Source organism: Xenorhabdus sp. PR6a, assembly GCF_028599065.1.
Lineage (GTDB): Bacteria > Pseudomonadota > Gammaproteobacteria > Enterobacterales > Enterobacteriaceae > Xenorhabdus > Xenorhabdus doucetiae.
The window spans coordinates 24543-45387 of sequence record NZ_JAQRFJ010000026.1 but is presented as its reverse complement, the minus strand read 5'-3'; the positions used below and the strand labels follow the sequence as shown (position 1 = coordinate 45387).

General features: G+C 45.7%; 20 protein-coding genes. 4 read left to right on the top strand and 16 right to left on the bottom strand.

Going from position 1 to position 20845, the window contains the following annotated elements; genetic code table 11:
* The 6 genes from PSI15_RS09125 to xseB form a co-directional block, all read right to left on the bottom strand.
* A partial coding sequence (locus PSI15_RS09125) for a helix-turn-helix domain-containing protein (RefSeq protein ID WP_273583260.1) occupies window positions 1-260 on the bottom strand: 260 nt, incomplete at its 3' end.
* 84 nt (window positions 261-344) lie between these two features.
* A complete protein-coding gene (locus tag PSI15_RS09120; protein ID WP_273583259.1) occupies window positions 345-1571 on the bottom strand; it encodes an MFS transporter in 1227 nt (408 codons plus the stop codon).
* Window positions 1572-1588: 17 nt separating this feature from the next.
* Entirely contained in the window at window positions 1589-1726 is a 138-nt protein-coding gene (locus tag PSI15_RS09115) for a 2OG-Fe dioxygenase family protein (RefSeq protein WP_273583261.1), read from the bottom strand.
* A 189-nt stretch (window positions 1727-1915) separates the two neighbouring features.
* Complete coding sequence (gene dxs / locus PSI15_RS09110; protein WP_273583258.1) at window positions 1916-3781, bottom strand: 1-deoxy-D-xylulose-5-phosphate synthase; 1866 nt, start codon at window positions 3779-3781, stop codon at window positions 1916-1918.
* A gap of 76 nt (window positions 3782-3857) precedes the next feature.
* Window positions 3858-4790: a (2E,6E)-farnesyl diphosphate synthase gene (ispA, locus tag PSI15_RS09105; protein ID WP_273583257.1), complete on the bottom strand. Its 933-nt coding sequence runs from the start codon at window positions 4788-4790 to the stop codon at window positions 3858-3860.
* 4 nt (window positions 4791-4794) lie between these two features.
* The gene (xseB, locus tag PSI15_RS09100) at window positions 4795-5052 is read right to left on the bottom strand and encodes an exodeoxyribonuclease VII small subunit (protein WP_273583256.1); all 258 of its coding nucleotides are present in this window, start codon (window positions 5050-5052) and stop codon (window positions 4795-4797) included.
* A gap of 242 nt (window positions 5053-5294) precedes the next feature.
* On the opposite strand from xseB, the gene thiI reads away from it, so the two are divergent.
* The gene (gene thiI, locus PSI15_RS09095; RefSeq protein ID WP_273583255.1) at window positions 5295-6743 is read left to right on the top strand and encodes a tRNA uracil 4-sulfurtransferase ThiI; all 1449 of its coding nucleotides are present in this window, start codon (window positions 5295-5297) and stop codon (window positions 6741-6743) included.
* A 93-nt stretch (window positions 6744-6836) separates the two neighbouring features.
* Here thiI and panE read toward each other — a convergent pair whose 3' ends face one another.
* On the bottom strand, window positions 6837-7751 hold the full coding sequence (gene panE / locus PSI15_RS09090) for a 2-dehydropantoate 2-reductase (RefSeq protein ID WP_273583254.1): 915 nt from the start codon (window positions 7749-7751) through the stop codon (window positions 6837-6839).
* Between the two features lie 172 nt (window positions 7752-7923).
* Here panE and PSI15_RS09085 point away from each other — a divergent pair, with 172 nt between their 5' ends.
* A complete protein-coding gene (locus tag PSI15_RS09085) occupies window positions 7924-8415 on the top strand; it encodes a YajQ family cyclic di-GMP-binding protein (RefSeq protein WP_045968918.1) in 492 nt (163 codons plus the stop codon).
* Between the two features lie 71 nt (window positions 8416-8486).
* Here PSI15_RS09085 and PSI15_RS09080 read toward each other — a convergent pair whose 3' ends face one another.
* From PSI15_RS09080 to PSI15_RS09040, 9 genes are all read right to left on the bottom strand, one after another.
* Window positions 8487-9854, bottom strand: a complete 1368-nt coding sequence (locus PSI15_RS09080; protein ID WP_273583253.1) for an MFS transporter — start codon at window positions 9852-9854, stop codon at window positions 8487-8489.
* Window positions 9855-9996: 142 nt separating this feature from the next.
* The gene (cyoE, locus tag PSI15_RS09075) at window positions 9997-10881 is read right to left on the bottom strand and encodes a heme o synthase (RefSeq protein WP_045968922.1); all 885 of its coding nucleotides are present in this window, start codon (window positions 10879-10881) and stop codon (window positions 9997-9999) included.
* 12 nt (window positions 10882-10893) lie between these two features.
* Complete coding sequence (locus tag PSI15_RS09070) at window positions 10894-11226, bottom strand: cytochrome o ubiquinol oxidase subunit IV (RefSeq protein ID WP_045968924.1); 333 nt, start codon at window positions 11224-11226, stop codon at window positions 10894-10896.
* Entirely contained in the window at window positions 11226-11837 is a 612-nt protein-coding gene (locus PSI15_RS09065) for a cytochrome o ubiquinol oxidase subunit III (RefSeq protein WP_045968926.1), read from the bottom strand. Before PSI15_RS09065 ends, PSI15_RS09070 begins: the two co-directional genes overlap by 1 nt.
* The gene (gene cyoB, locus PSI15_RS09060; protein ID WP_045968928.1) at window positions 11837-13819 is read right to left on the bottom strand and encodes a cytochrome o ubiquinol oxidase subunit I; all 1983 of its coding nucleotides are present in this window, start codon (window positions 13817-13819) and stop codon (window positions 11837-11839) included. The genes PSI15_RS09065 and cyoB overlap by 1 nt, the downstream gene beginning before the upstream one ends.
* 4 nt (window positions 13820-13823) lie before the next feature.
* Window positions 13824-14789, bottom strand: coding sequence for a cytochrome o ubiquinol oxidase subunit II (cyoA, locus tag PSI15_RS09055; protein ID WP_273583252.1), 966 nt, complete (start codon window positions 14787-14789; stop codon window positions 13824-13826).
* A 350-nt stretch (window positions 14790-15139) separates the two neighbouring features.
* The gene (locus PSI15_RS09050; protein WP_273583251.1) at window positions 15140-15907 is read right to left on the bottom strand and encodes a nucleoside-specific channel-forming Tsx family protein; all 768 of its coding nucleotides are present in this window, start codon (window positions 15905-15907) and stop codon (window positions 15140-15142) included.
* A gap of 254 nt (window positions 15908-16161) precedes the next feature.
* Complete coding sequence (gene ampG, locus PSI15_RS09045) at window positions 16162-17691, bottom strand: muropeptide MFS transporter AmpG (RefSeq protein ID WP_273583250.1); 1530 nt, start codon at window positions 17689-17691, stop codon at window positions 16162-16164.
* Window positions 17692-17756: 65 nt separating this feature from the next.
* Window positions 17757-18344: a lipoprotein gene (locus tag PSI15_RS09040; protein ID WP_273583249.1), complete on the bottom strand. Its 588-nt coding sequence runs from the start codon at window positions 18342-18344 to the stop codon at window positions 17757-17759.
* Between the two features lie 239 nt (window positions 18345-18583).
* Between PSI15_RS09040 and bolA the strand changes: the two genes are divergently transcribed.
* Both bolA and tig read left to right on the top strand, forming a co-directional pair.
* Window positions 18584-18907, top strand: coding sequence for a transcriptional regulator BolA (gene bolA, locus PSI15_RS09035; protein WP_273583248.1), 324 nt, complete (start codon window positions 18584-18586; stop codon window positions 18905-18907).
* Between the two features lie 399 nt (window positions 18908-19306).
* Window positions 19307-20611: a trigger factor gene (gene tig, locus PSI15_RS09030; RefSeq protein ID WP_273583247.1), complete on the top strand. Its 1305-nt coding sequence runs from the start codon at window positions 19307-19309 to the stop codon at window positions 20609-20611.
* Window positions 20612-20845: the final 234 nt, after the last annotated feature.

Here is a 20845-nt window from a genome sequence, read left to right as displayed (position 1 = left end):
GCCGGTGTCATGGCGGGATACCGGCCTCCGGCATGGCCACCCAACAGACCCGCGATACCGAGGTGATGCCAGGTGTGAACCCAGTTATAGACAACCCGGACACTGCACCCGGTCTCAGTGGCGATCTGGCGCGGTTTTAATCCTCTGCCCAGCATGAGCAAACCTGTTCCTCGCGTACGGACGTCCCGATGCTGATGATTCAAAGCAAGTTGTTGCAACGTAATTCGTTCAGGTTCAGAAAGCACTATCTTTGATTTCATGAGTAGAAGCAGTCAGTGGGTTTATTAGCATGTCCGTCATTATAACAAAAGTGCAAATTATTTCATTGGTTTACTTACCAAAAATTACATATTGTTTGTGGTTAAACTCCGTACCCACAATAAAACCAGCACTAATACCGTCAACGGCAAGCCGTGGAATATCAGGATTACGATGGAAGGCGGCAGCCAGACGTAAAAGGAAGCGACCAGCAGCATTCCTATCCCAAAGCCTGTCATTTGCAATAGCGTCAGCAAACTGAAAATCGGCAGACGTAAATTTTCTGGTTCGCTTTGTGCTCGTGATATCAGGCTGACTTCTGCGATCCCATCCCCGATTCCTGCCCAGACGGCAAACAGGAGTAACCAGAATACGCTGCTTTGTTGGAATGTGAGGATAAATCCGGTTGACATCAGAGCGACGCCGACAAAGAACAGTTTTTCCATCTTTAACAGATTGCGGCTGCGTAGCAAGTAGCTCGCCAATCGTGCACCGCTGAATTTCCCTATTGCCCATGTCGCCAGCAGTAATCCCATGGTAGTACTGGCATTATCAGGAGTAAGGAGTTTCGAAATGATGGGAAAACCGACGTTATGGGCGGCACTGCCCAGTGTGTCGGCCAGGCTGAGAAATAACATGCCCGCCAGCATGGGGGCACCGCGCAGGCCGTGGCGCAATTCACGCCATTCGTTACCAAGTTCTCTTGGTGTTTTTTGCTCAGGCAAAGAGAGGAAACGCAGGGGCATAATCAGGATCGCTGCCAGCAGGTAAGTCATGATATTGACGGTAAATACTGTTTCATAACCGCTGCTTGCGACCAGCAATCCCGATACCAGACTGCCGAATACTGCCCCCGTGGCCGCAACGGAGGTGAGCCAGGAGTTGGTTGATATGCGTTGTGAGGCGTGTACCCAATAGGGTAATTGGCTGTTTAGCCCGATAGCAAACATTGAATTGCCTAAACCAATACCGAAGGCGATTATCGGTAAGATCAGCAGTTGCTGCGATGTGGGGATCAGCAATAGTAGGGACAGCAAAATAACCCGCACCAGATCAAAAAAGACCAGCGGCCATCTTCCCGCAAATCGTCTGAAAAACGGCGTTCCGATCAAGCTGGCGATGATACCACCGGCAACACGGCAGGCGAGAAATAGACTGACGTGCATGACGCTGTTACTGAGCAGATAAACGTAGGTGGAGAGTGCCACCATATTCAGGAACGCGCCAAAATCAGAGACGAATCGGGCACTGACGATCAGTAAGCCATTAAGGCTGGACCAACGCAAATTCAAACTATTTTCCTGATTTGACATTATGATTAGCTCACTGGTTATTGCGGAAGTTGCCGGAAAGTGACCAGCAATAGATCCCGAAATGCCGCGTTTGTAGGAGATATTTGCCGAACATTGCTTGCTCGATGATAAAGTTGTTTATCATTTATTGCGAGTGTTTCAAGAAAGTGTTTCATCGCGGCATGTAACATTATAATTAGGAGTTCTACCCGATAAACTTCAAGTTGCAGATCGTAAAATGAAAGTTGCTTATTATCTCCCCGCGATGCGGAGAAATAATAAAAGCGTGTTGCAATACGACGAATATATTTGAAATAGAAAAAATAGATGAATGTTTCTATTAAACATTCATCCATGATTAAAGATTATTTAGCCAGATATTTTTCGATATGATGTTGAATACCCGCTGCATCGAGTCCGAGATCAGCATAAAGCTCTTGTTGTGTTCCTTGCGGGATAAAGTAATCGGGTAAACCCAAATTCAATACGGGAATGGATAACTTTTCCTGCATCAGCAATTCGTTAACGCCACTGCCGGCACCGCCCATGATGGCATTTTCTTCCAAAGTCACCAGTAAGTTATGGCTGGCGGCCATTTCCAGTACCCGTTCTTTATCCAGCGGTTTGACAAAACGCATATCCACAACTGTTGCATTCAGGGCTTCAGCCGCTTGCTGTGCATAAGGTAATAATGTGCCAAAGTTAAGGATTGCAATGCGTTCTCCCCGACGGCGGATCACACCCTTGCCGATGGGGAGCGTTTCCAGCGGTTGAAGTTCAGCGCCGGTGCCTGTTCCACGAGGATAACGGACAGCCGCCGGGCCTGCTTGGTAATGATATCCGGTATGCAGCATCTGGCGGCATTCGTTTTCATCGCTGGGCGCCATAATGACCATATTCGGGATACAACGCAGGAAAGAGAGATCGAATGCCCCTTGGTGGGTTTGACCATCTGCGCCGACGATGCCGCCACGGTCGATGGCAAACAAGACCGGCAGGTTTTGGATGGCGACATCGTGGATCACCTGATCATAAGCGCGTTGCAGGAAGGTGGAGTAAATGGCGACGACAGGCTTGTAACCGCCAATGGCCAGACCTGCGGCAAACGTGACGGAATGCTGTTCGGCAATCGCGACATCAAAGTATTGCTCAGGATACTCGCGGGAGAAACGCACCATGCCGGAACCTTCCCGCATGGCCGGAGTGATCGCCATCAATTTCTTATCATGCGCGGCTTGTTCACACAGCCAGTCACCGAAGATCTTGGAGAATGTCGGGCGAGTCTCTGCGCTTTTTGGCAAGGAACCAGTCGCGGGATCAAATTTGGGGACGGCATGCCAACTGATGGGATCTTTTTCCGCTGGCGCATAACCCCGGCCTTTTTTCGTCATGATATGCAGGAATTGTGGCCCTTTCAGTTCACGCATGTTTTTCAGCGTCTGGGTCAGCGCCAGTACGTCATGACCATCAACCGGCCCGATATAGTTGAAGCCAAGCTCTTCAAACAGCGTTCCGGGAACCACCATGCCTTTCAGGTGCTCTTCTGTTTTTTTCAATAACTCTTTGATTGGCGGCAGGTTGGAAAACACTTTTTTACCGCCTTCGCGTAGCGTTGTATACAGCTTGCCTGACAGAATTTGTGCCAGATGGTTATTCAATGCGCCGACGTTTTCAGAGATAGACATTTCATTATCATTGAGGATCACCAACATGTCAGGGTCGATAGCCCCGGCATGGTTCATGGCTTCAAACGCCATACCCGCGGTAATGGCGCCATCCCCGATGACACATACGGTCTTGCGGCCTTTGCCTTCGTGTTTGGCCGCAATCGCCATCCCTAAGCCCGCACTGATGGAAGTGGATGAGTGACCGACGCATAAGGTGTCGTATTCACTTTCTTCTCGCCAGGGGAAGGGATGAAGGCCATTTTTTTGGCGAATGGTATTAATGCGATCACGACGTCCGGTCAAAATTTTGTGTGGGTAGGCCTGATGACCCACATCCCAGACTAAATTATCAAAGGGCGTTTTATAAACATAATGGAGTGCGACGGTTAATTCGATAGCGCCAAGGCCGGAAGCAAAGTGACCACTGGAGCGGCTGACACTGTTCAGCAAAAATTGACGCAGTTCATCGCATAACTTTGGCAAGGTGTCTTTGGGTAGCAGGCGAAGCTCTTCTGGAGTTTCCGCCAATGCCAATGTTGGATATTTCGCTATATCAATGCTCATGCTATGCCTGTATAAAATGCTATACCCGTTAGAAATTGGTTGAGGGTGAATTCGGGAATTAATGTGACCGACTTTTTTAGCTGTTTCTCTCAATGATAAAACCAGCCAGTTTTTTTAAGATTGCGGTGTTATATGACAATTTTTCCAGTTCTGTCAGGGCGGCAAGCGCTTCTTCATACAGCTCCTGGGCTTTTTCCTGGGCTTGTTCCAACCCTAATAAAGCCGGGTAGGTATTTTTGCCGAGTTGCTGATCGTTGCCCTGACGTTTTCCAATCACTTCTGTATTGCCAATGACATCCAGAATATCATCATGTACCTGGAATGCCAGACCAATGGCTTGGGCGTATTGCTCCAGTAAAGGCAATACTTCACGGCCACGTTGCCCCGCACTGTAAGCGCCCAACCGGACGGCTGAACGTATTAATGCCCCGGTTTTATGCCTGTGGATCTGTTCCAGCGAGGCAAGGTCGATCTGTTTACCTTCGGCTTCCAAATCCAGTGATTGCCCACCACACATGCCGGCAAACCCGCTGGCGCTTGCCAATTCAGCGATCATGGAAAGGCGATCGGATAGGGCAACATTGGGCATGTCCTGTTTTGCCAGAATTTCAAAGGCCAGTGATTGTAAGGCATCACCGGCTAAAATAGCCTGACTTTCACCAAATTTGATATGGCAGGTAGGCTGCCCGCGACGTAAATCGTCGTTATCCATTGCAGGTAAATCATCATGGATCAATGAATAGGCATGGATGCACTCTACTGCGAGGGCGGCGGCGTCAAGACTCTGTTTGGGGAGGCCAAATATTTCCCCCACGCTGTAAACTAAAAATGGGCGCAGCCGCTTTCCACCCAGTACCGCACCATACTGCATGGCTGTGCCTAATGGGCTGTTTAAAAAAGGCAATGCAGAAAATGTTGCCAGCAGCTTGTCATTAATATGTTGCTGACAAGAGAGTAATCTTTCTGCAAAAGATTGCGCTTCCAAAGGCGTCTTATATTGTTCGGACATAAATTTACTCAGCATCGGAAGAAAATTCATCAAGTGGCGATTGTGCATCATGATTCAATAAAATTTGCACTCGTTGTTCCGCCTGTTGCAGCGTTTTCTGCCCCTGTCTTGCAAGTTGAATACCACGTTCAAATTCATTCAACGCATCTTCTAAAGGGAGTTCTCCGGATTCCAGCCGAATCACAATTTCTTCCAGCTCTTTGAGAGAGGTCTCGAATGTCGGCATTTGTTCAGTTGCTGATGTTTGATTTGCTTTAGACATAATGACTTAACTTATGGTTATTTAACGAATTACAGCAAAGCAAGTTCGTTACAGACTTGCCCAGTACCCTACTACACCAAGAAAAATAAATCATGCGTTACCGCTGTTTTTTTACGGGTGATTTTTTACGGGTGATATAGCGAGATGATGTTATACTCTGCGCCCTATCCAACTGAACATTTAAGAACAATCATTGATATTGTTTGTGATAGTTCAACATTGAATGACTACTATATCTTACTATGAAGTTTATCATTAAATTATTCCCAGAAATTACGATCAAGAGCCAGACCGTCCGGTTGCGTTTTATTAAAATTCTTGCCAGCAATATCCGCAATGTATTGAAAACATTTGGCGAAGGCATTGCTGTTGTTCGTCATTGGGATAATATCGAAGTACGGGTCAAGAATGATAACCTCGATGCCGAAATTTGTGACGCACTGACACGTATTCCCGGTATTCACCATATCCTGCAAGTAGAAGAGCGGGATTTTCGTGATCTACATCATATCTTTGAGCAAACCTACGAAACCTATGGCCATTTACTGCACGGTAAAACATTTTGTGTGCGCGCAAAACGCCGTGGTAAACACAGCTTTACCTCTAATGAAGTCGAGCGTTATGTCGGTGGCGGGCTGAACCAACATATCGAATCAGCCAAAGTGAAACTGACCAAGCCTGATGTGACGGTGAATCTGGAAATTGATCAGGACACGCTGATCCTGGTGAAAGCCCGTTATGAAGGAATTGGCGGTTTTCCTATCGGTACGCAGGAAGATGTGCTGTCATTGATCTCCGGTGGCTTTGATTCCGGTGTTTCCAGTTATATGTTGATGCGTCGTGGCTGCCGTGTGCACTACTGTTTCTTTAATCTTGGTGGTTCCGCTCATGAGATTGGCGTCAAGCAGGTTGCCCATTATTTGTGGAACCGGTTTGGCAGTTCACACAAAGTCCGCTTCGTTGCGGTCGATTTTGAACCAGTTGTTGCTGAAATTCTGGAAAAAGTGGATGACGGCCAGATGGGGGTTGTGCTGAAAAGAATGATGGTCAGGGCAGCGTCTCAAATTGCAGAGCGCTACGGGGTGCAGGCGATCGTCACCGGGGAAGCCTTGGGGCAGGTATCCAGCCAGACTTTGACTAACTTAAGGTTGATCGATAATGCCTCCGATACGCTGATCCTCCGTCCCCTGATTTCTCATGATAAAGAACACATTATTAAGCTGGCGCGTGAGATTGGCACCGAAGATTTTGCCCGCACGATGCCAGAATTTTGTGGTGTGATATCAAAAAGCCCGACCGTGAAAGCGGTTAAAGCCAAAATTGAAGCAGAAGAAAACCATTTTGACTTTGAGATTTTAGAGCGGGTCGTGCGTGAAGCCCAGAATCTGGATATTCGCCAGATTGCCGAGCAAACCAGTGAGCAAGTGGTAGAAGTGGAAATGGTATCGGCACTTTCCTCTGAGGACGTGTTGCTGGATATCCGTTCCCCTGATGAACAGGATGATCGTCCGTTAAATATAGAAGGTATTGAAATTCAGTCATTGCCTTTCTATAAACTGAGCACTCAGTTTGGCGATCTGCCGAAAGAAAAAACCTATCTGCTGTATTGTGAACGTGGTGTGATGAGCCGTTTACAGGCACTTTATCTGCGTGAACAAGGCTTCGATAACGTGAAGGTGTATCGGCCTTAATTTGTCTAATTTGTCATAAAGCATAGGGCTGCTTACGGAACCGATCCGGCAGGCAGCCTGTGTCCCTCTATCGTCGTGATGGCCTCAATGTCTTCACTGCCGTGAGCGGGGCAAATAAGGGCTGAGGTGCTTATATTCTTCCTCTTTGCGCTTAATGTAATGATAAACATTGATATTTTCTGTGATTGGCAAACCATGAACACGGGCCCGACGCATTAAAAAGCCAGTGATGTAGTCTATTTCTGTATGCCGCTGTGCCCGTATATCTTGCAGCATGGATGAGTAATTTTCAGCAGTTTGCTCAATGACGTTCATAACATAATCAACCAGCGTTTGTTGGGTGGTATGGATATTGTCATGCTTCATCACTTGATAAATTTCATCACAGAGTGCCTGAATTTGTGCATGATGATGCCGTAATTCACCGTTTTTGCAGTCATAGATGACGGTGAGTGGGTTAATGACACAGTTAACGGCAAGTTTCATCCAACTGACAGCCTGTATTTCATTGTGCCAGGCGACATCGGGCAAGGCGCAGTGTAAAACATCGGCCAGATTGCTGAATTTGTTAGCATTGGCAGTGATGGCTCCAATGTGAGTCATGCCTTGTGACTTATAGTGCACAATGCCGTTTTTTCGATAGGCACCATGGGTGGTCACACCCAGTAAAATCGGGTTGGGCAACGGCGCGAACTCTTCTTGGGTTCCCATTCCATTATGCAATAACAGGATTGGGCAATGAGGGGAAAGTTTGTCAGCAATATGATTAACCGCATCAGAAACTTGCCATGCTTTTAAACAAACGAGGAGTAATTTGCTTTCAGCAAGGTGTTTTTCGTTATTGGCGGGAAATTGTTGTTTAAAGACCTGTCCATTAAAGTTTTCGATCTGGACGGAAATAACAGGCTGTGGAACTCTTAACCATCCCTGAACATGATGATTTTGTTGGGATAGGGCGGCAAGCCACAGTTTACCTATCGCACCACAGCCAAGAACGGTTATTTTCATATTTCTTCCTTGAGGGACGCTTTCATGGGGAACCCCGATCGTCATTAACGCTAATTGATCCCGAAATAGGATAATTTCGAAAAGATCGCTGAGCTTCCCGAGTATAGAGCTTTTGCCAATAATAGAAAGCGGTTATCATGCCGATTTATTGATTAGCAGGAGGTGACGGGCAATGCCATCATTCGATATTGTTTCTGAAGTTGAGATGCCGGAAGTGCGTAATGCAGTAGAAAATGCACAGCGGGAGTTAAGCAGCCGTTGGGATTTCCGCAACGTCAATGCAAGTTTTGAATTAAATGAAAAGAATGAATCGATCAAAATTGCCAGTGAATCTGATTTTCAGGTGAACCAACTGGTCGATATTCTGCGTGAAAAATTTGCTAAACGTGGAATTGATGGTGCGGTACTCAATGTTTCTGAAAATATGGTTCATAGCGGCAAAACCTACAGTGTAGAAGCGACTTTGCTGCAAGGTATTGAGACGCCATTAGCGAAAAAAATTGTGAAGCTGATTAAAGACAGCAAGCTGAAAGTACAAGCCCAGATTCAGGGTGAGCAAGTGCGGGTAACTGGCAAGGCGCGCGATGATTTGCAAGGGGTTATTGCATTGATTCGCGGCGCAGAATTGGGGCAGCCCTTCCAATTTACGAATTTCCGCGATTAATCTATCAATAATAGTACGGTGTTTGCCAACACCGTACTTGTGACAACCGTACTTGTGACAAATAGCGCGGGCTATTTATGGGATAAGACAAGCTGTTCTAACTGCTCGCGATTGGTCAGTTTGGTATCGACTTTGATATAGGCACTGAGCTCTTCGGGTGCAATAACGACATCTTTTACCCCGGCTTGCGCCAATAGCTTTTTCGCTAAAATCTTAGGAGTGCTCAGTTGCTCCGGCAAAATGATCCTAATACTGCTGACATAGGGCGGTTGCCGTAATGTCAGACTGACAATAAACCAGAATGTCGTCAGCGCGATGCCTCCCATAAAGACGAAGGATGCGCCTTGCCATTCATAAAGCATTCCTCCAAGGCTGCCTCCCAAAGCAACGCCAAGGAATTGGCTGGTGGAGTAAACGCCCATCGCAGTGCCTTTATAACCCGCCGGTGCTTCTTTGCTGATCAGTGAAGGCAAAATAGCCTCCATAATATTAAACGCAAGGAAGAAAATTTGAATGCCGGCAAAGATCCCCCAAAGATGTGAACCCTGAGACCACAAAACGACTTCCGCAATGAATAGCAGTGCGATACACAGCAAAAATACCTGCTTCATGCGACGTTTTACTTCTGCATAAATAATGAAGGGCAGAACAGCGACAAAAGAGATCAGGGTGGTAATTAAATACACTTTCCAGTGTTGTTGTGGAGGAAAGCCCACTTTTTCCATAATCAGGGGAAGGGCAACAAAGCTCGACATCAATAAGGTATGCAGGCAGAGAATACCAAAATTGAGTTTTATGAGTTGAGGATCTGAAAGCACCCTTTTGAAGCTGCCGCGTGCGATACCTGATTCGCGATTGAGCAAATGTTTATGTGTACTCGGCACAGCAAACAGTGTGATAAAAATACCGCAACCGGCAAGGAGTGCAATGGCGCCAAACAGGCCATTTAAACCGATTTGGTGGGTAATAATCGGGCCGACAACAATCGCAAAAGCGAAGGTGATACCGAAGCTAATGCCGATAAATGCCATGGCTTTTGTTCGATTCTGCTCACGAGTCAGATCTGAAAGTAGTGCCATGATAGCGGCGGATATGGCACCTGTGCCTTGCAAGGCGCGGCCAATAATAATTCCCCAAATAGAGTCGCTTAAGGCGGCAATAAGACTGCCTAATACGAAAATGAGAAGCCCGCCGATGATTAAAGGCTTTCTGCCAATTTTGTCTGAAAGTAGCCCAAAGGGGATCTGGAATATTGCCTGTGTTAAGCCGTAAATACCGATGGCAATGCCGATAAGCGCTTCTGTCGCATCACGTAATTCTAAGCCATAGGTCGTCAGAACAGGCAGAACCATGAACATGCCTAACATGCGCAGAGAGAAAACGGAACCTAAGCCCCATGTCGCCCGAAGTTCAAGCGGAGTCATTTTATTATCGTTCACGGATACCTCAAAAAAATCTGATATGACATTTCAATTAAGTGAGAGGCAAACGGAAAAGCAGCGTTTGCAACCGAATAAGTTGTCATTGAATAGAGATAAAGGAAAGGAAAAAGATGGCAGGGTTTACCCTGCCATCTAAAGATTACCAGACGTAAGTCAGGAGGTTTTCTGGCGATGCTGCTGAATCTACAGACATCATGACGCTTAATGACATAATAGCGACGATAGAAAACAGAAATAGCTTACGGGCCCAAATACGGTCATTGGAGGTTTTATAACCTGATAATGCCATACCCAGCCACCAGATACTCACTGCGGTAGCGACGATAAGGTATTTATAACCGGCATAACCACTGATGGCCAGCATCAAGGTGGCAATCATAAAGGCCAGAATATACAGAGTGATATGGTTTTTCGCGACGGAAATACCTTTAATCACGGGTAATACTGGAATATTGGCCGCTTGATAATCTTTGAACCGAAAAATAGCAATGGCATAAGAATGGGGCATCTGCCACAAGCTGAAGATCAACAACAAGATCAACGCGCCTGTGTCAAAATGTCCCGCTACTGCACAGTAACCGATCACGGGAGGAGCTGCGCCTGACAAGCTACCAACCAGCGTGCCATAAACAGATTTTCTTTTCATGTAGAGGCTATACACCCCAACATAAATGATGAACCCAATGAGAGCTAACTGCATTGCTAAGGCATTGGCTGCTACATAGAGCAGCACGATGCCAGCAATACCTAACACTGAGGCGTAAATCAGGCTGATTTTCGGATCGATAAGCCCTTTCACAAGGACCCTTTCTTTTGTTCTTTCCATGATACGGTCAATATCGCGGTCGATATAGTTGTTGAATACACAACCTGATGCTACCACCAGCGATACCCCGACCATCGTTGCAAAGAACAAGGGGTAATCTATCACGCCCCTGGAAGCGAGTAGAAAACCACCAATCGCAGAAATTAGATTTCCGAAAATAATTCCTGGTTTGGTCACTTGCAGGTATTGCTTAATCATTCAAATCAACCCTTAATCAACCATCATATTGATGTTCAGGTTGTACATGATCCACAGGGAGCCAACAACAACGATAGCGATGACCAGTAATGTGAATAGTAAGGCAAGGAGATTCCAACGCTCTTCAGATGATGTATTCATATGCAGGAAGTAGATGAAATGAACAAAAACCTGAATAACAGCCATGGCAACGACTGTCACCAAAATTGTGCTGTGTGAAGCTGTACCTTCCATCACCATCCAGAATGGGATCACGGTCAGGATAACTGACAGTACAAAACCAATCATATAGGTTTTGAAACTACCGTGGCTGGCGCCGGAATGAGAAGTATTTGGATGACTCATTACATCGCTCCCATCAGATAAACGATAGTAAATACACAAATCCATACGACGTCAAGGAAGTGCCAGAACAGGCTCAGGCAGTTCAGACGCGTACGGTTCACGTCAGTCAGACCACGGCGTGAAACCTGAACCATCAGCGTGATGATCCAAATCAGGCCGAAGGTGACGTGTAGACCGTGAGTGGCAACCAGTGCAAAGAAGGAAGACAGGAATGCGCTGCGGTCAGGGCCATAGCCTTCAGTGATCAGTTTATGGAACTCGTAAACTTCCATTGAAACGAAGCCAAGGCCAAACAAGAAGGTAATGAACAGCCACAGGTTAACCTGACCCGCTTTACCTTTGTTCATGTTCAGCATGGCGAAACCATAGGTAATACTACTGAACAACAGCAGGAAGGTTTCGACCAGAACAAAATCCAGTTCAAAAATATCTTTACCGGATGGGCCACCGGCAGTGCCATTAACCAGCACTGCATAGGTCGCGAACAGACTTGCAAACAGAACCAAGTCACTCATCAAGTAGATCCAGAAGCCAAAGACTTTGTTAGCCCCTGTATCGTGGTGCCCATGAGCGTCATGGGCGGCTGTGTTGTTAAGGGTTTGAGTCGACATTATTTCACACCTGCCTTTCTCAGTTCTTCGTAACGCTGATTCTCAACTTTTTCGACTTCAGCGACAGGGACGTAGTAATCAACGTCTTCGTCAAAACTTTTCACGATGCAGCTGATGACGATACCTGCGAAACTTGCGATAGCCATCCACCAGATATGCCAGATCAAAGCAAAGCCTAATGTCAGACAAAATGCGCTGATGATCACGCCTGCACCTGTGTTTTTAGGCATATGAATTTCTTCATATTTAGCAGGGCGCTTATATTCAGTGCCTTTTTCTTTCATATCCCACCATGCATCACGAGTCTGGATGTGTGGAACTTCGGCAAAGTTATAGAACGGCGGTGGAGATGAAGTTGACCATTCCAGAGTACGGGCACCCCACGGATCGCCAGTCAGGTCGCGGTTTTGGTCACGGTCGCGGATACTGACGTAAAACTGGATAATCTGACACAGAATACCTAAGGCGATTAAGACAACGCCGCCTGCGGCAACAACCAGCAGTGGGTGGAATTCTGGGTTGATATCTTGGCTCAGGCGACGGGTCATTCCCATGAAGCCCAATGCGTACAGTGGCATAAAGGCAACGAAGAAACCGGTGATCCAGAACCAGAATGCACGGACGCCCCATTTTTCATTCAGCGTGAAGCCAAATGCTTTCGGGAACCAGTAAGTTGTACCTGCGAAGCAGCCGAATACCACACCACCAATGATCACGTTATGGAAGTGAGCGATCAGGAACAGACTGTTATGCAGAACGAAGTTAGCACCAGGAACTGCCAGCAGAACCCCTGTCATACCACCAATGGAGAAGGTAACCAGGAAGCCAACCGTCCACAGCATTGGGGTTTTGAATTCGATACGGCCACGGTACATGGTGAACAGCCAGTTGAAGATCTTAACCCCGGTTGGGATGGAGATAATCATCGTGGCGATACCAAAGAAGGCGTTGACGTTCGCGCCGGAACCCATGGTAAAGAAGTGGTGCAACCAGACAATGAACGACAGGATGGTAATCACGATTGTCGCCCACACCAGTGAGGTATAACCAAACAGGCGTTTTTTCGAGAAGGTTGCCGTGACTTCGGAGAAGATACCAAAGACAGGCAGCACCAGAATGTAAACTTCAGGATGGCCCCAAGCCCAAATCAGGTTGATGTACATCATCATGTTGCCGCCCATATCGTTGGTAAAGAAATGGGTGCCCAGATAACGATCCAGAGTGAGCAACGCGATGGTGACTGTCAGGATTGGGAACGCAGCAATAATAAGTACGTTGGTGCACAGTGAAGCCCAAGTGAAGACAGGGAGTTTCATCATGGACATGCCTGGTGCACGCATGCGCAGGATGGTCACGAAGAAGTTAACCCCTGTCAGCAAGGTACCGACACCGGAGAGCTGAAGACTCCATATCCAGTAATCGACCCCAACGCCGGGGTTATATTCCAGACCGGATAGCGGCGGATAAGCCAACCAACCCGTTTGTGCAAACTCACCCACCCCCAGAGAGATGTTGATCAGCGCGACGCCGACAACAAATAGCCAGAAGCTCAGAGAGTTCAGGAATGGGAATGCAACGTCGCGTGCGCCGATTTGCAGAGGAACAACAATGTTCATCAGGCCGACAACGAAAGGCATCGCCATAAAGAAGATCATGATAACGCCGTGAGCGGTGAAGATCTGATCATAATGGTGCGGGGGCAGGAAACCGGCTTCACCCGCGGAAGCCAAGGCTTGCTGTCCACGCATCATGATGGCGTCAGCGAAACCACGGAGCATCATCACCATGGCAACGACGATGTACATGACACCAATTTTTTTATGGTCAACGCTGGTTAACCATTCACTCCAGAGCCATTTCCATTTACGGAAATAAGTCAAGGAACCGACAACGACCAGTCCCCCAAGCAAGATCCCAAGCAATGTCACCACAATAATGGGTTCATGCAATGGGACAGCATCCAGTGTTAATTTTCCCCACATGCTTTTATTCCTCAACACCTGAATGAGCCAGCTGACTCATATTCATATTATGACCCGCAGCTTCACCATGTTCTGTTTTGCCATGACTTGCCATGCCATGCATACCGCCGTGGCCCATGTCACCCATGAATTTGGCGATAGTCTCTTGGAACAGTTTTGGTTTCACGCTTGAGAAGTATTCAACAGGGTTGTTTTGGCTAGGTTTAGCCAACGCATTGAATGCTTGCACGGTATCCAGGGTTTTAGGTGAGGCTTTAACTTTCTGCACCCACGCTTCAAAACCTGCGCGATCATCAGTTGCTGTTGCAGTGAATTTCATGCCAGAGAAGCCATGACCACTGTAACTTGCTGAGAACCCGTCGTATTTACCCGCTGAGTTAGCAATTAAGTGCAGTTTTGTCTGCATACCCGCCATTGCATAAATCTGACCACCCAACTGTGGGATGAAGAAAGAGTTCATCACAGAGTCTGAGGTGATTTTGAAATTAATTGGCACATCTTTCGGGAATACAATTTTGTTTACCGTTGCGATACCCTGTTCCGGATAGATAAATAGCCATTTCCAGTCAAGGGAAATCACTTCAATCGTCACCGGTTTCACATCACTGTCCAATGGCTTATATGGATCGAGCTCATGCGTCGTTTTCCATGTAATCGTCGCCAACGTGATGATAATCAGGATAGGCACTGTCCAAACGACAAGCTCAATTTTATTTGAGTGTGCCCAGTTTGGACGATAAGTTGCAGATTTATTGGCTTCCCGGTAACGTAAGGCAAAAATGATTGCCATTACAATAGCCGGAATAACAACGATCAGCATCAAGCCAAACGCTGTTAGTATCAGCGTTTTTTGTTCGACGCCGATCGCACCTTTGGGATTCATCAATACCATATCGCAACCACCTAACATTAAAGTGGCTGTGAGTAGTGACGATAACCCAATAATTTTTTTGTATTTCATAAGTCTCATTGAGCGACCCCAGATAACAAAAGCTTTATTGTCGTTTCATCAGTGTGGGCATTCTACGGTAAGGTTACCGGGGTGTAAACAATTGTAATAGAAGCAGGTTGGCTTGTAGGCTTTTTATGCTAGAGGGATCACATGTGATTCTAAATTTAACAAAACGTTAATTTCGGATGGTTATCTTAGCCAAAAAATCAAAATAGACAATTAATTTTATATAACTATCTGTTTTATAAATAAAAAATAGGATAAAAATAAAAAGGAAAATCCTGAAATACGCTTTTTTATCGATAGGATAACTATTATTTATTAGTTTTAATGAGCAGCATTAGGCTGCTCATTGATTAAACTAGTTATCAAAAGTTATATTTTACACTATAAACAATACCATCCTGCCAGAAATCTTCGCCCAGTTTGTTATCCGCATAGCGGTATTGAACGCCAGTGGTAAAAGAAGGATGTGGCGTCCACCATAATGCGATAGCGCCATTGATACCTTCGCGTCCGCCGTTGCCGTAACGTTGATTGCGGTTTAATTCAATTTCATTCCAGTTTGTCACACTGAATTTTTGTTCCCAAAGGTTGAAATCGTATCCGGCAACCCAGCCTACGACATAACCGTTGTTTCCTGAATAGAAAGGCTGGTCAACATAATGCAGTGCGACAAAAGGCTTGAACCACAGACCAGCAATATTAGCGTTATAGCCTAATCCATAAAGTGTATTGACTTCATGGAAGTTTCCACCGTTTGCTTTGCCGGGTAATGAGTAGGTTCCATAGACATGACCATAAAGGTTGAAACCCGTCTCACCCAGATAGAAACGGCCGGTTGTCTTGAACGTGTAACGTTGGTTATCACCCGGTTGGGCGGTTTTGCTGTTAAAAGGATTCTCTAAATCCGCGAAGCCATACAGTTCGCCCCAGCTAAATCCTGCCCCACCTTCCAGTTCCAGATAAGCAAAATCATCCTTATGTGAGGATTGTCCGGTTTTATGAGTGGTATGTTTGCTCCAGTCAAGGTAGTTCATGCTGACATTGCCAAACCCCCACTGGTATTCCGCGCTGGCTGAAGCAGAAACTAAGGCAGCGGCAATTGCGGTGAGTGTCAAAATACGTCTTTTCATAAATTCCCTTTATATGGTTTTAAGGTGGTTAACGATATTTCGAATAGTTCGAAATAATATGCGCTCAAATAATAATATTTGTTAGTTCAAATATAAATAATTTCACCTTGAAAAAGATGTAATTCAGGCCACAAAATTGAATTTTTTTACGCTTCTTGTGAAGTTTGTCACTGTAAACTGGCAACAGAAAACTGAACTTTGTCAGCCTTCTGTTGCAGGCAGAGATGAAAAAGGTATTGAGTGGAGAGAATTGACTAAGTGAGCTTACTTCTCTTTAAAGCCAAATAATCCAACATTCCTCCTAAAAGAAGACCTAAAATTCCAATGATGACACTCCAGGATAACAGTGGGGATATCCAATCACTGACTTTATGCAGATTGATAATATATTCTGGGGATAGCGTGCATATCAGAGAAATTAAATGAATGATGATAAACAAAACGCAGCTGATCATTAACCAAACGGTGAACATCAGGGTGGCCAATATCATGATAATAAAGGCGGATTTATACGCGTTCTTAAAGAGTGTGCGAGGCAGAAAACTATCATTTTTCTGAGTGTAATCCAGAGTCTTACGGCAGACGAGCAACAATGCAAGCCCGGGTAACCCAATAATTATAGAGAAGAGATAAAACGTTGGCCAACCATAGGCTTCTGCAAACCATCCCGCGACTGGGCCAACATAAACCCGGCCAACGGCTGATAATGCAGAAAGTAAAGCAAACTGTGTGGCTGAAAATGATTTATTACACAAGGTCATCAGGAGGGCGACAAACGCCGCGGTTCCCATACCACCACAGATATTTTCCAGAAAAATCGCCCCTCCCATGACATAGATATCCTTAGGGGTGACAGCAAGTATCCAGTAACCAAAATTTGAAACGGTTTGCAGGATGCCAAACATCATCAGGGCACGGAACAGACTCAGCCGATGCATCAAATAACCACCGTACAAGGCACCGACAATAGTGGCAGCAAGCCCGAGGGTTTTATTAATCATCCCGACTTCGACTGGATCGAAGCCCACGCCACGAATAAGGAAAGGTGTGCTGAGTGAGAGCGCAAAGGCATCTGCCAGTTTGTACAATACAATCAGTAGCAGGATAAGCCAGGCATTGTTGCGGCTGAAAAAATCAGATAATGGTTCGAATACCGCTTGATGCAAGGTTTTTGGCGGTGCGGCATTCAGTTTTGGCTCTTTGGCTGTGAGCGTGGAATAAACCCCAATCAACATGAGACTGGCCATAACCCAATACATATGTTGCCAGCCAATATAGCTGGCGAGCAGCAAGGCAAGTCCACCCGAAGTCAGCATCGCCAACCGATAGCCCAGTACAGAAATGGCGGCACCTGTTCCGCGCTCTTCCTTTGTCAACAGATCAGTTTTATAGGCATCAAAAATAATATCTTGGGAAGCGGAGAAGAATGCAACAGCCACAGCCAATGCCGCAAGCCACCATAAATGCTGAGAGGGTTGCAGAAATCCCATTGCTGCAATACTGACGATAAGTAACAGTTGAGTCATGAGCATCCACCCCCGCCTGCGGCCTAAAAAGGCGGGGGTATATCGATCCATTGTGGGTGCCCAGAGGAACTTAAACACATAAGCCTGACCAACCAAAGTGAAAAAACCGATAGTTCGGATATCGACATTTTCGACAGTCATCCAGGCTTGTAACGTTCCAGCCGTGAGCGCGAGAGGCAGACCTGAGGCAAAGCCCAGCAATAGAAGGGTACGGTAATTGCGTAATGCAGATAGGTTTAAATAACGATGGTTAGTCATGAGCCTCCCAAAACTTTCTGCATATCATCCTGTAGAATTAAGCAGAAAGTTTATTCATTATCCTGTTAACGGACGTTTTGCTTGATAAAGGTGCTGATTGACGCATCTTGAGCCATGTCTGCGATAACGTCAGATAAGACAGTATTGACTGCGTCAGCAATTTTTGCGTTTGTTGCCCCCAGTGGCCCCTGAACATTGTAGCTAGTACGGTAGGTTTTGGTTTGTTGACTACCGTCTTGAGCATAAGCAATGATAGAGATTTCAGCTTTTGCTGAAATATCGTGACGAAGGCTGCCTTCTTTCACATTGGCGTAGAGTTGATTCACAATGACCCGCAAATTGGCATTGGCAGGAGAACCAATCATATAGCCACGAGCCACCATTTGTTTTTCCAGAACTTCTTGCAACAGAAAACGCAAATCGCGGGAAGGAACCAATGTGACTAATCGTGCATCACGATTAATTTGGGCCAGGGCTTGAGATGGACGCTGGTCGACCCCACTAATAGTGACTGTAATCGCTTTCATGGTTGGATCGGCTGGCGGCAGGGTAATTTTGGGCGCAATGGCCAATGTATTGCCTGAGTCTGCGCAGCCAGATAATCCAGCTAAAAAGAAAAGTGTCAGTAATGGAATAAATATTTTCTTTAGCATTTGGGTTTTCTCAATTCAAGAGTCAGATATTCAAAATATTAATACTGGAAGAATAAACGCCGTAATCATAGCATCGCCATGGGTGGCGGCATATCCCTGATGATTGAAACATGGTTTAAACGTAGTGGGAAATACCTCATAAAGGGATTTAATGATTTTCCGATGTTATAAACCATGGGAAATAAACTAGAATCAATAATGTGGTTGATAAATAACCTTTGGTGATTTAGGAGAATGGGATGGTTCGTCAAGAAATAGAAACAAAGTTACAGGCGGCATTTAAGCCCTCTCATCTGGAAGTGATTGATGAAAGTTATCGTCACAATGTGCCCGCGGGTTCTGAAAGCCATTTTAAAATCATTCTCATAAGCAATGAATTTGCTGAACAAAGAATGCTGAGTCGCCACCGTTCCGTATACAGTGTCTTAGCGAAAGAGTTAGAGGAAGGCGTACATGCTTTGGCGCTTCATACTTATACGGAAAAGGAGTGGACAGGACTAGAAGATACGGTTCTGGTTTCTCCGGCATGTCGTGGTGGAAGTACAACGACGTCAAATTTGTGATTTTTCAGGGTAATCAAATCGCTTGTTTATCTTTATTTGATTCATCCCAGTTTAATTTTAGCCAGCAGCCTTTGGGCTGTATTTTTGTTTATATATATGCATATTGCATAAACAATATCATCATAAACGATATCGTGATGTAGTCATTGAGCAACGTTTATCATAGTAAGTCAACGAATCATGCATGCTTTTGTCTGCAATTCTCGACTCATACCGTCTGCGTCGCTATAATGCTGCGTCTAAATTTTTAGAATGGTTTCGGGACGCTTCTGATCACAGGGATTCTCGGTTTTTTAATGCGACCGCCCCGGTTCTTAAAGAGTACTGTAATTAGCTTGTGATAAGCATTACAGTCATTCTGAAGTTGACCGAGCACTATGATTTTTTTGAGGTAACAAGATGCAAGTTTCTGTTGAAACCACTCAAGGCCTTGGGCGTCGTGTGTCAATCACCGTTCCTGCTGCCGATATCGAAAAAGCAGTTAACAGTGAACTGGTTAATGTAGCAAAGAAAGTCCGTATCGACGGCTTTCGTAAGGGTAAAGTGCCAATGAAGATCGTTAAGCAGCGTTACGGCGCTTCTGTTCTTCAGGATGTTCTGGGTGATCTGATGCAGCGCAATTTCATCAATGCGATCATTGAGCAGAAAATCAATCCAGCAGGCGCACCAAGCTACAAACCTGAACAGTTTAAAGAAGGCGAAGACTTCACTTACGCTGTTGAATTTGAAGTCTATCCAGAAATTGAACTGAAAGGTCTGGAAGAAATCGAAGTCGAAAAACCGGTTGTTGAAGTTAAAGATGCAGATGTTGACAACATGCTGGACACACTGCGCAAACAGCAGGCAACTTGGAAAGAAACCGATGAAGCAGCGACTGCGGAAGATCGCGTCACTGTTGATTTCACGGGTTCCATTGATGGTGAAGAGTTCGAAGGCGGTAAATCAACCGATTTCGTTCTGGCAATGGGCCAGGGTCGTATGATCCCAGGTTTTGAAGACGGTGTTGTTGGCCACAAAGCCGGTGAAGAATTTACTATCGATGTGACTTTCCCGGAAGATTACCATGCAGAAAATCTGAAAGGCAAAGCGGCGAAGTTCGTGATCAACCTGAAAAAAGTTGAACAGCGTGAACTGCCAGAGCTGACTGAAGAGTTCATCAAGCGTTTTGGTATTTCTGATAGTACTGTTGAAGGTTTGCGTGCCGAAGTTCGTAAGAATATGGAACGTGAACTGAAAAATGCGGTTCGTAACAACATCAAAACTCAGGTTCTTGACGGTCTGGTTAAGGCTAACGAAATTGAAGTGCCTGCGGCAGTGGTTGATGGTGAAATCGATGTACTGCGCCGTCAGGCTGCCCAACGTTTTGGCGGCAACGAAAAACAGGCTCTCGAACTGCCACGTGAACTGTTTGAAGAGCAGGCAAAACGCCGCGTTGTTGTTGGCTTGCTGTTAGGCGAAGTTATCAGCAGCAATGAGCTGAAAGTCGAAGAAGATCGCGTGACTACGTTGATCGAAGAAATGGCGGCAGCTTATGAAGATCCAAAAGAAGTTGTTGAATACTACAGTAAAAACAAAGAAATGATGGACAGCGTTCGCAACATTGCTCTGGAAGAGCAGGCTGTTGAACTTGTTCTGAGCAAAGCTAAAGTTTCTGAAAAAGAAACTGGCTTCAATGATCTTATGAACCAAAATCAATGGGCATAAGTTTCATTTATTGATTGCCTGAGATGATGAAACCTCGCACTCAATGAAGCAAACCGAAGTAAACCCGCAGGCTATGCTTGCGGGTTTTTTTATTGTTCTTGAAAAAAACAGATTTAACCTCATATCCTTTCTTACTATTATGTAAGAGCTTACTACTTTTTAGAAGGGGGAGGCTCCCTTGTTAGTTAACTTTGGATCATGGTCATCATCGCTTATCTCAAGTAGAATCAGTTA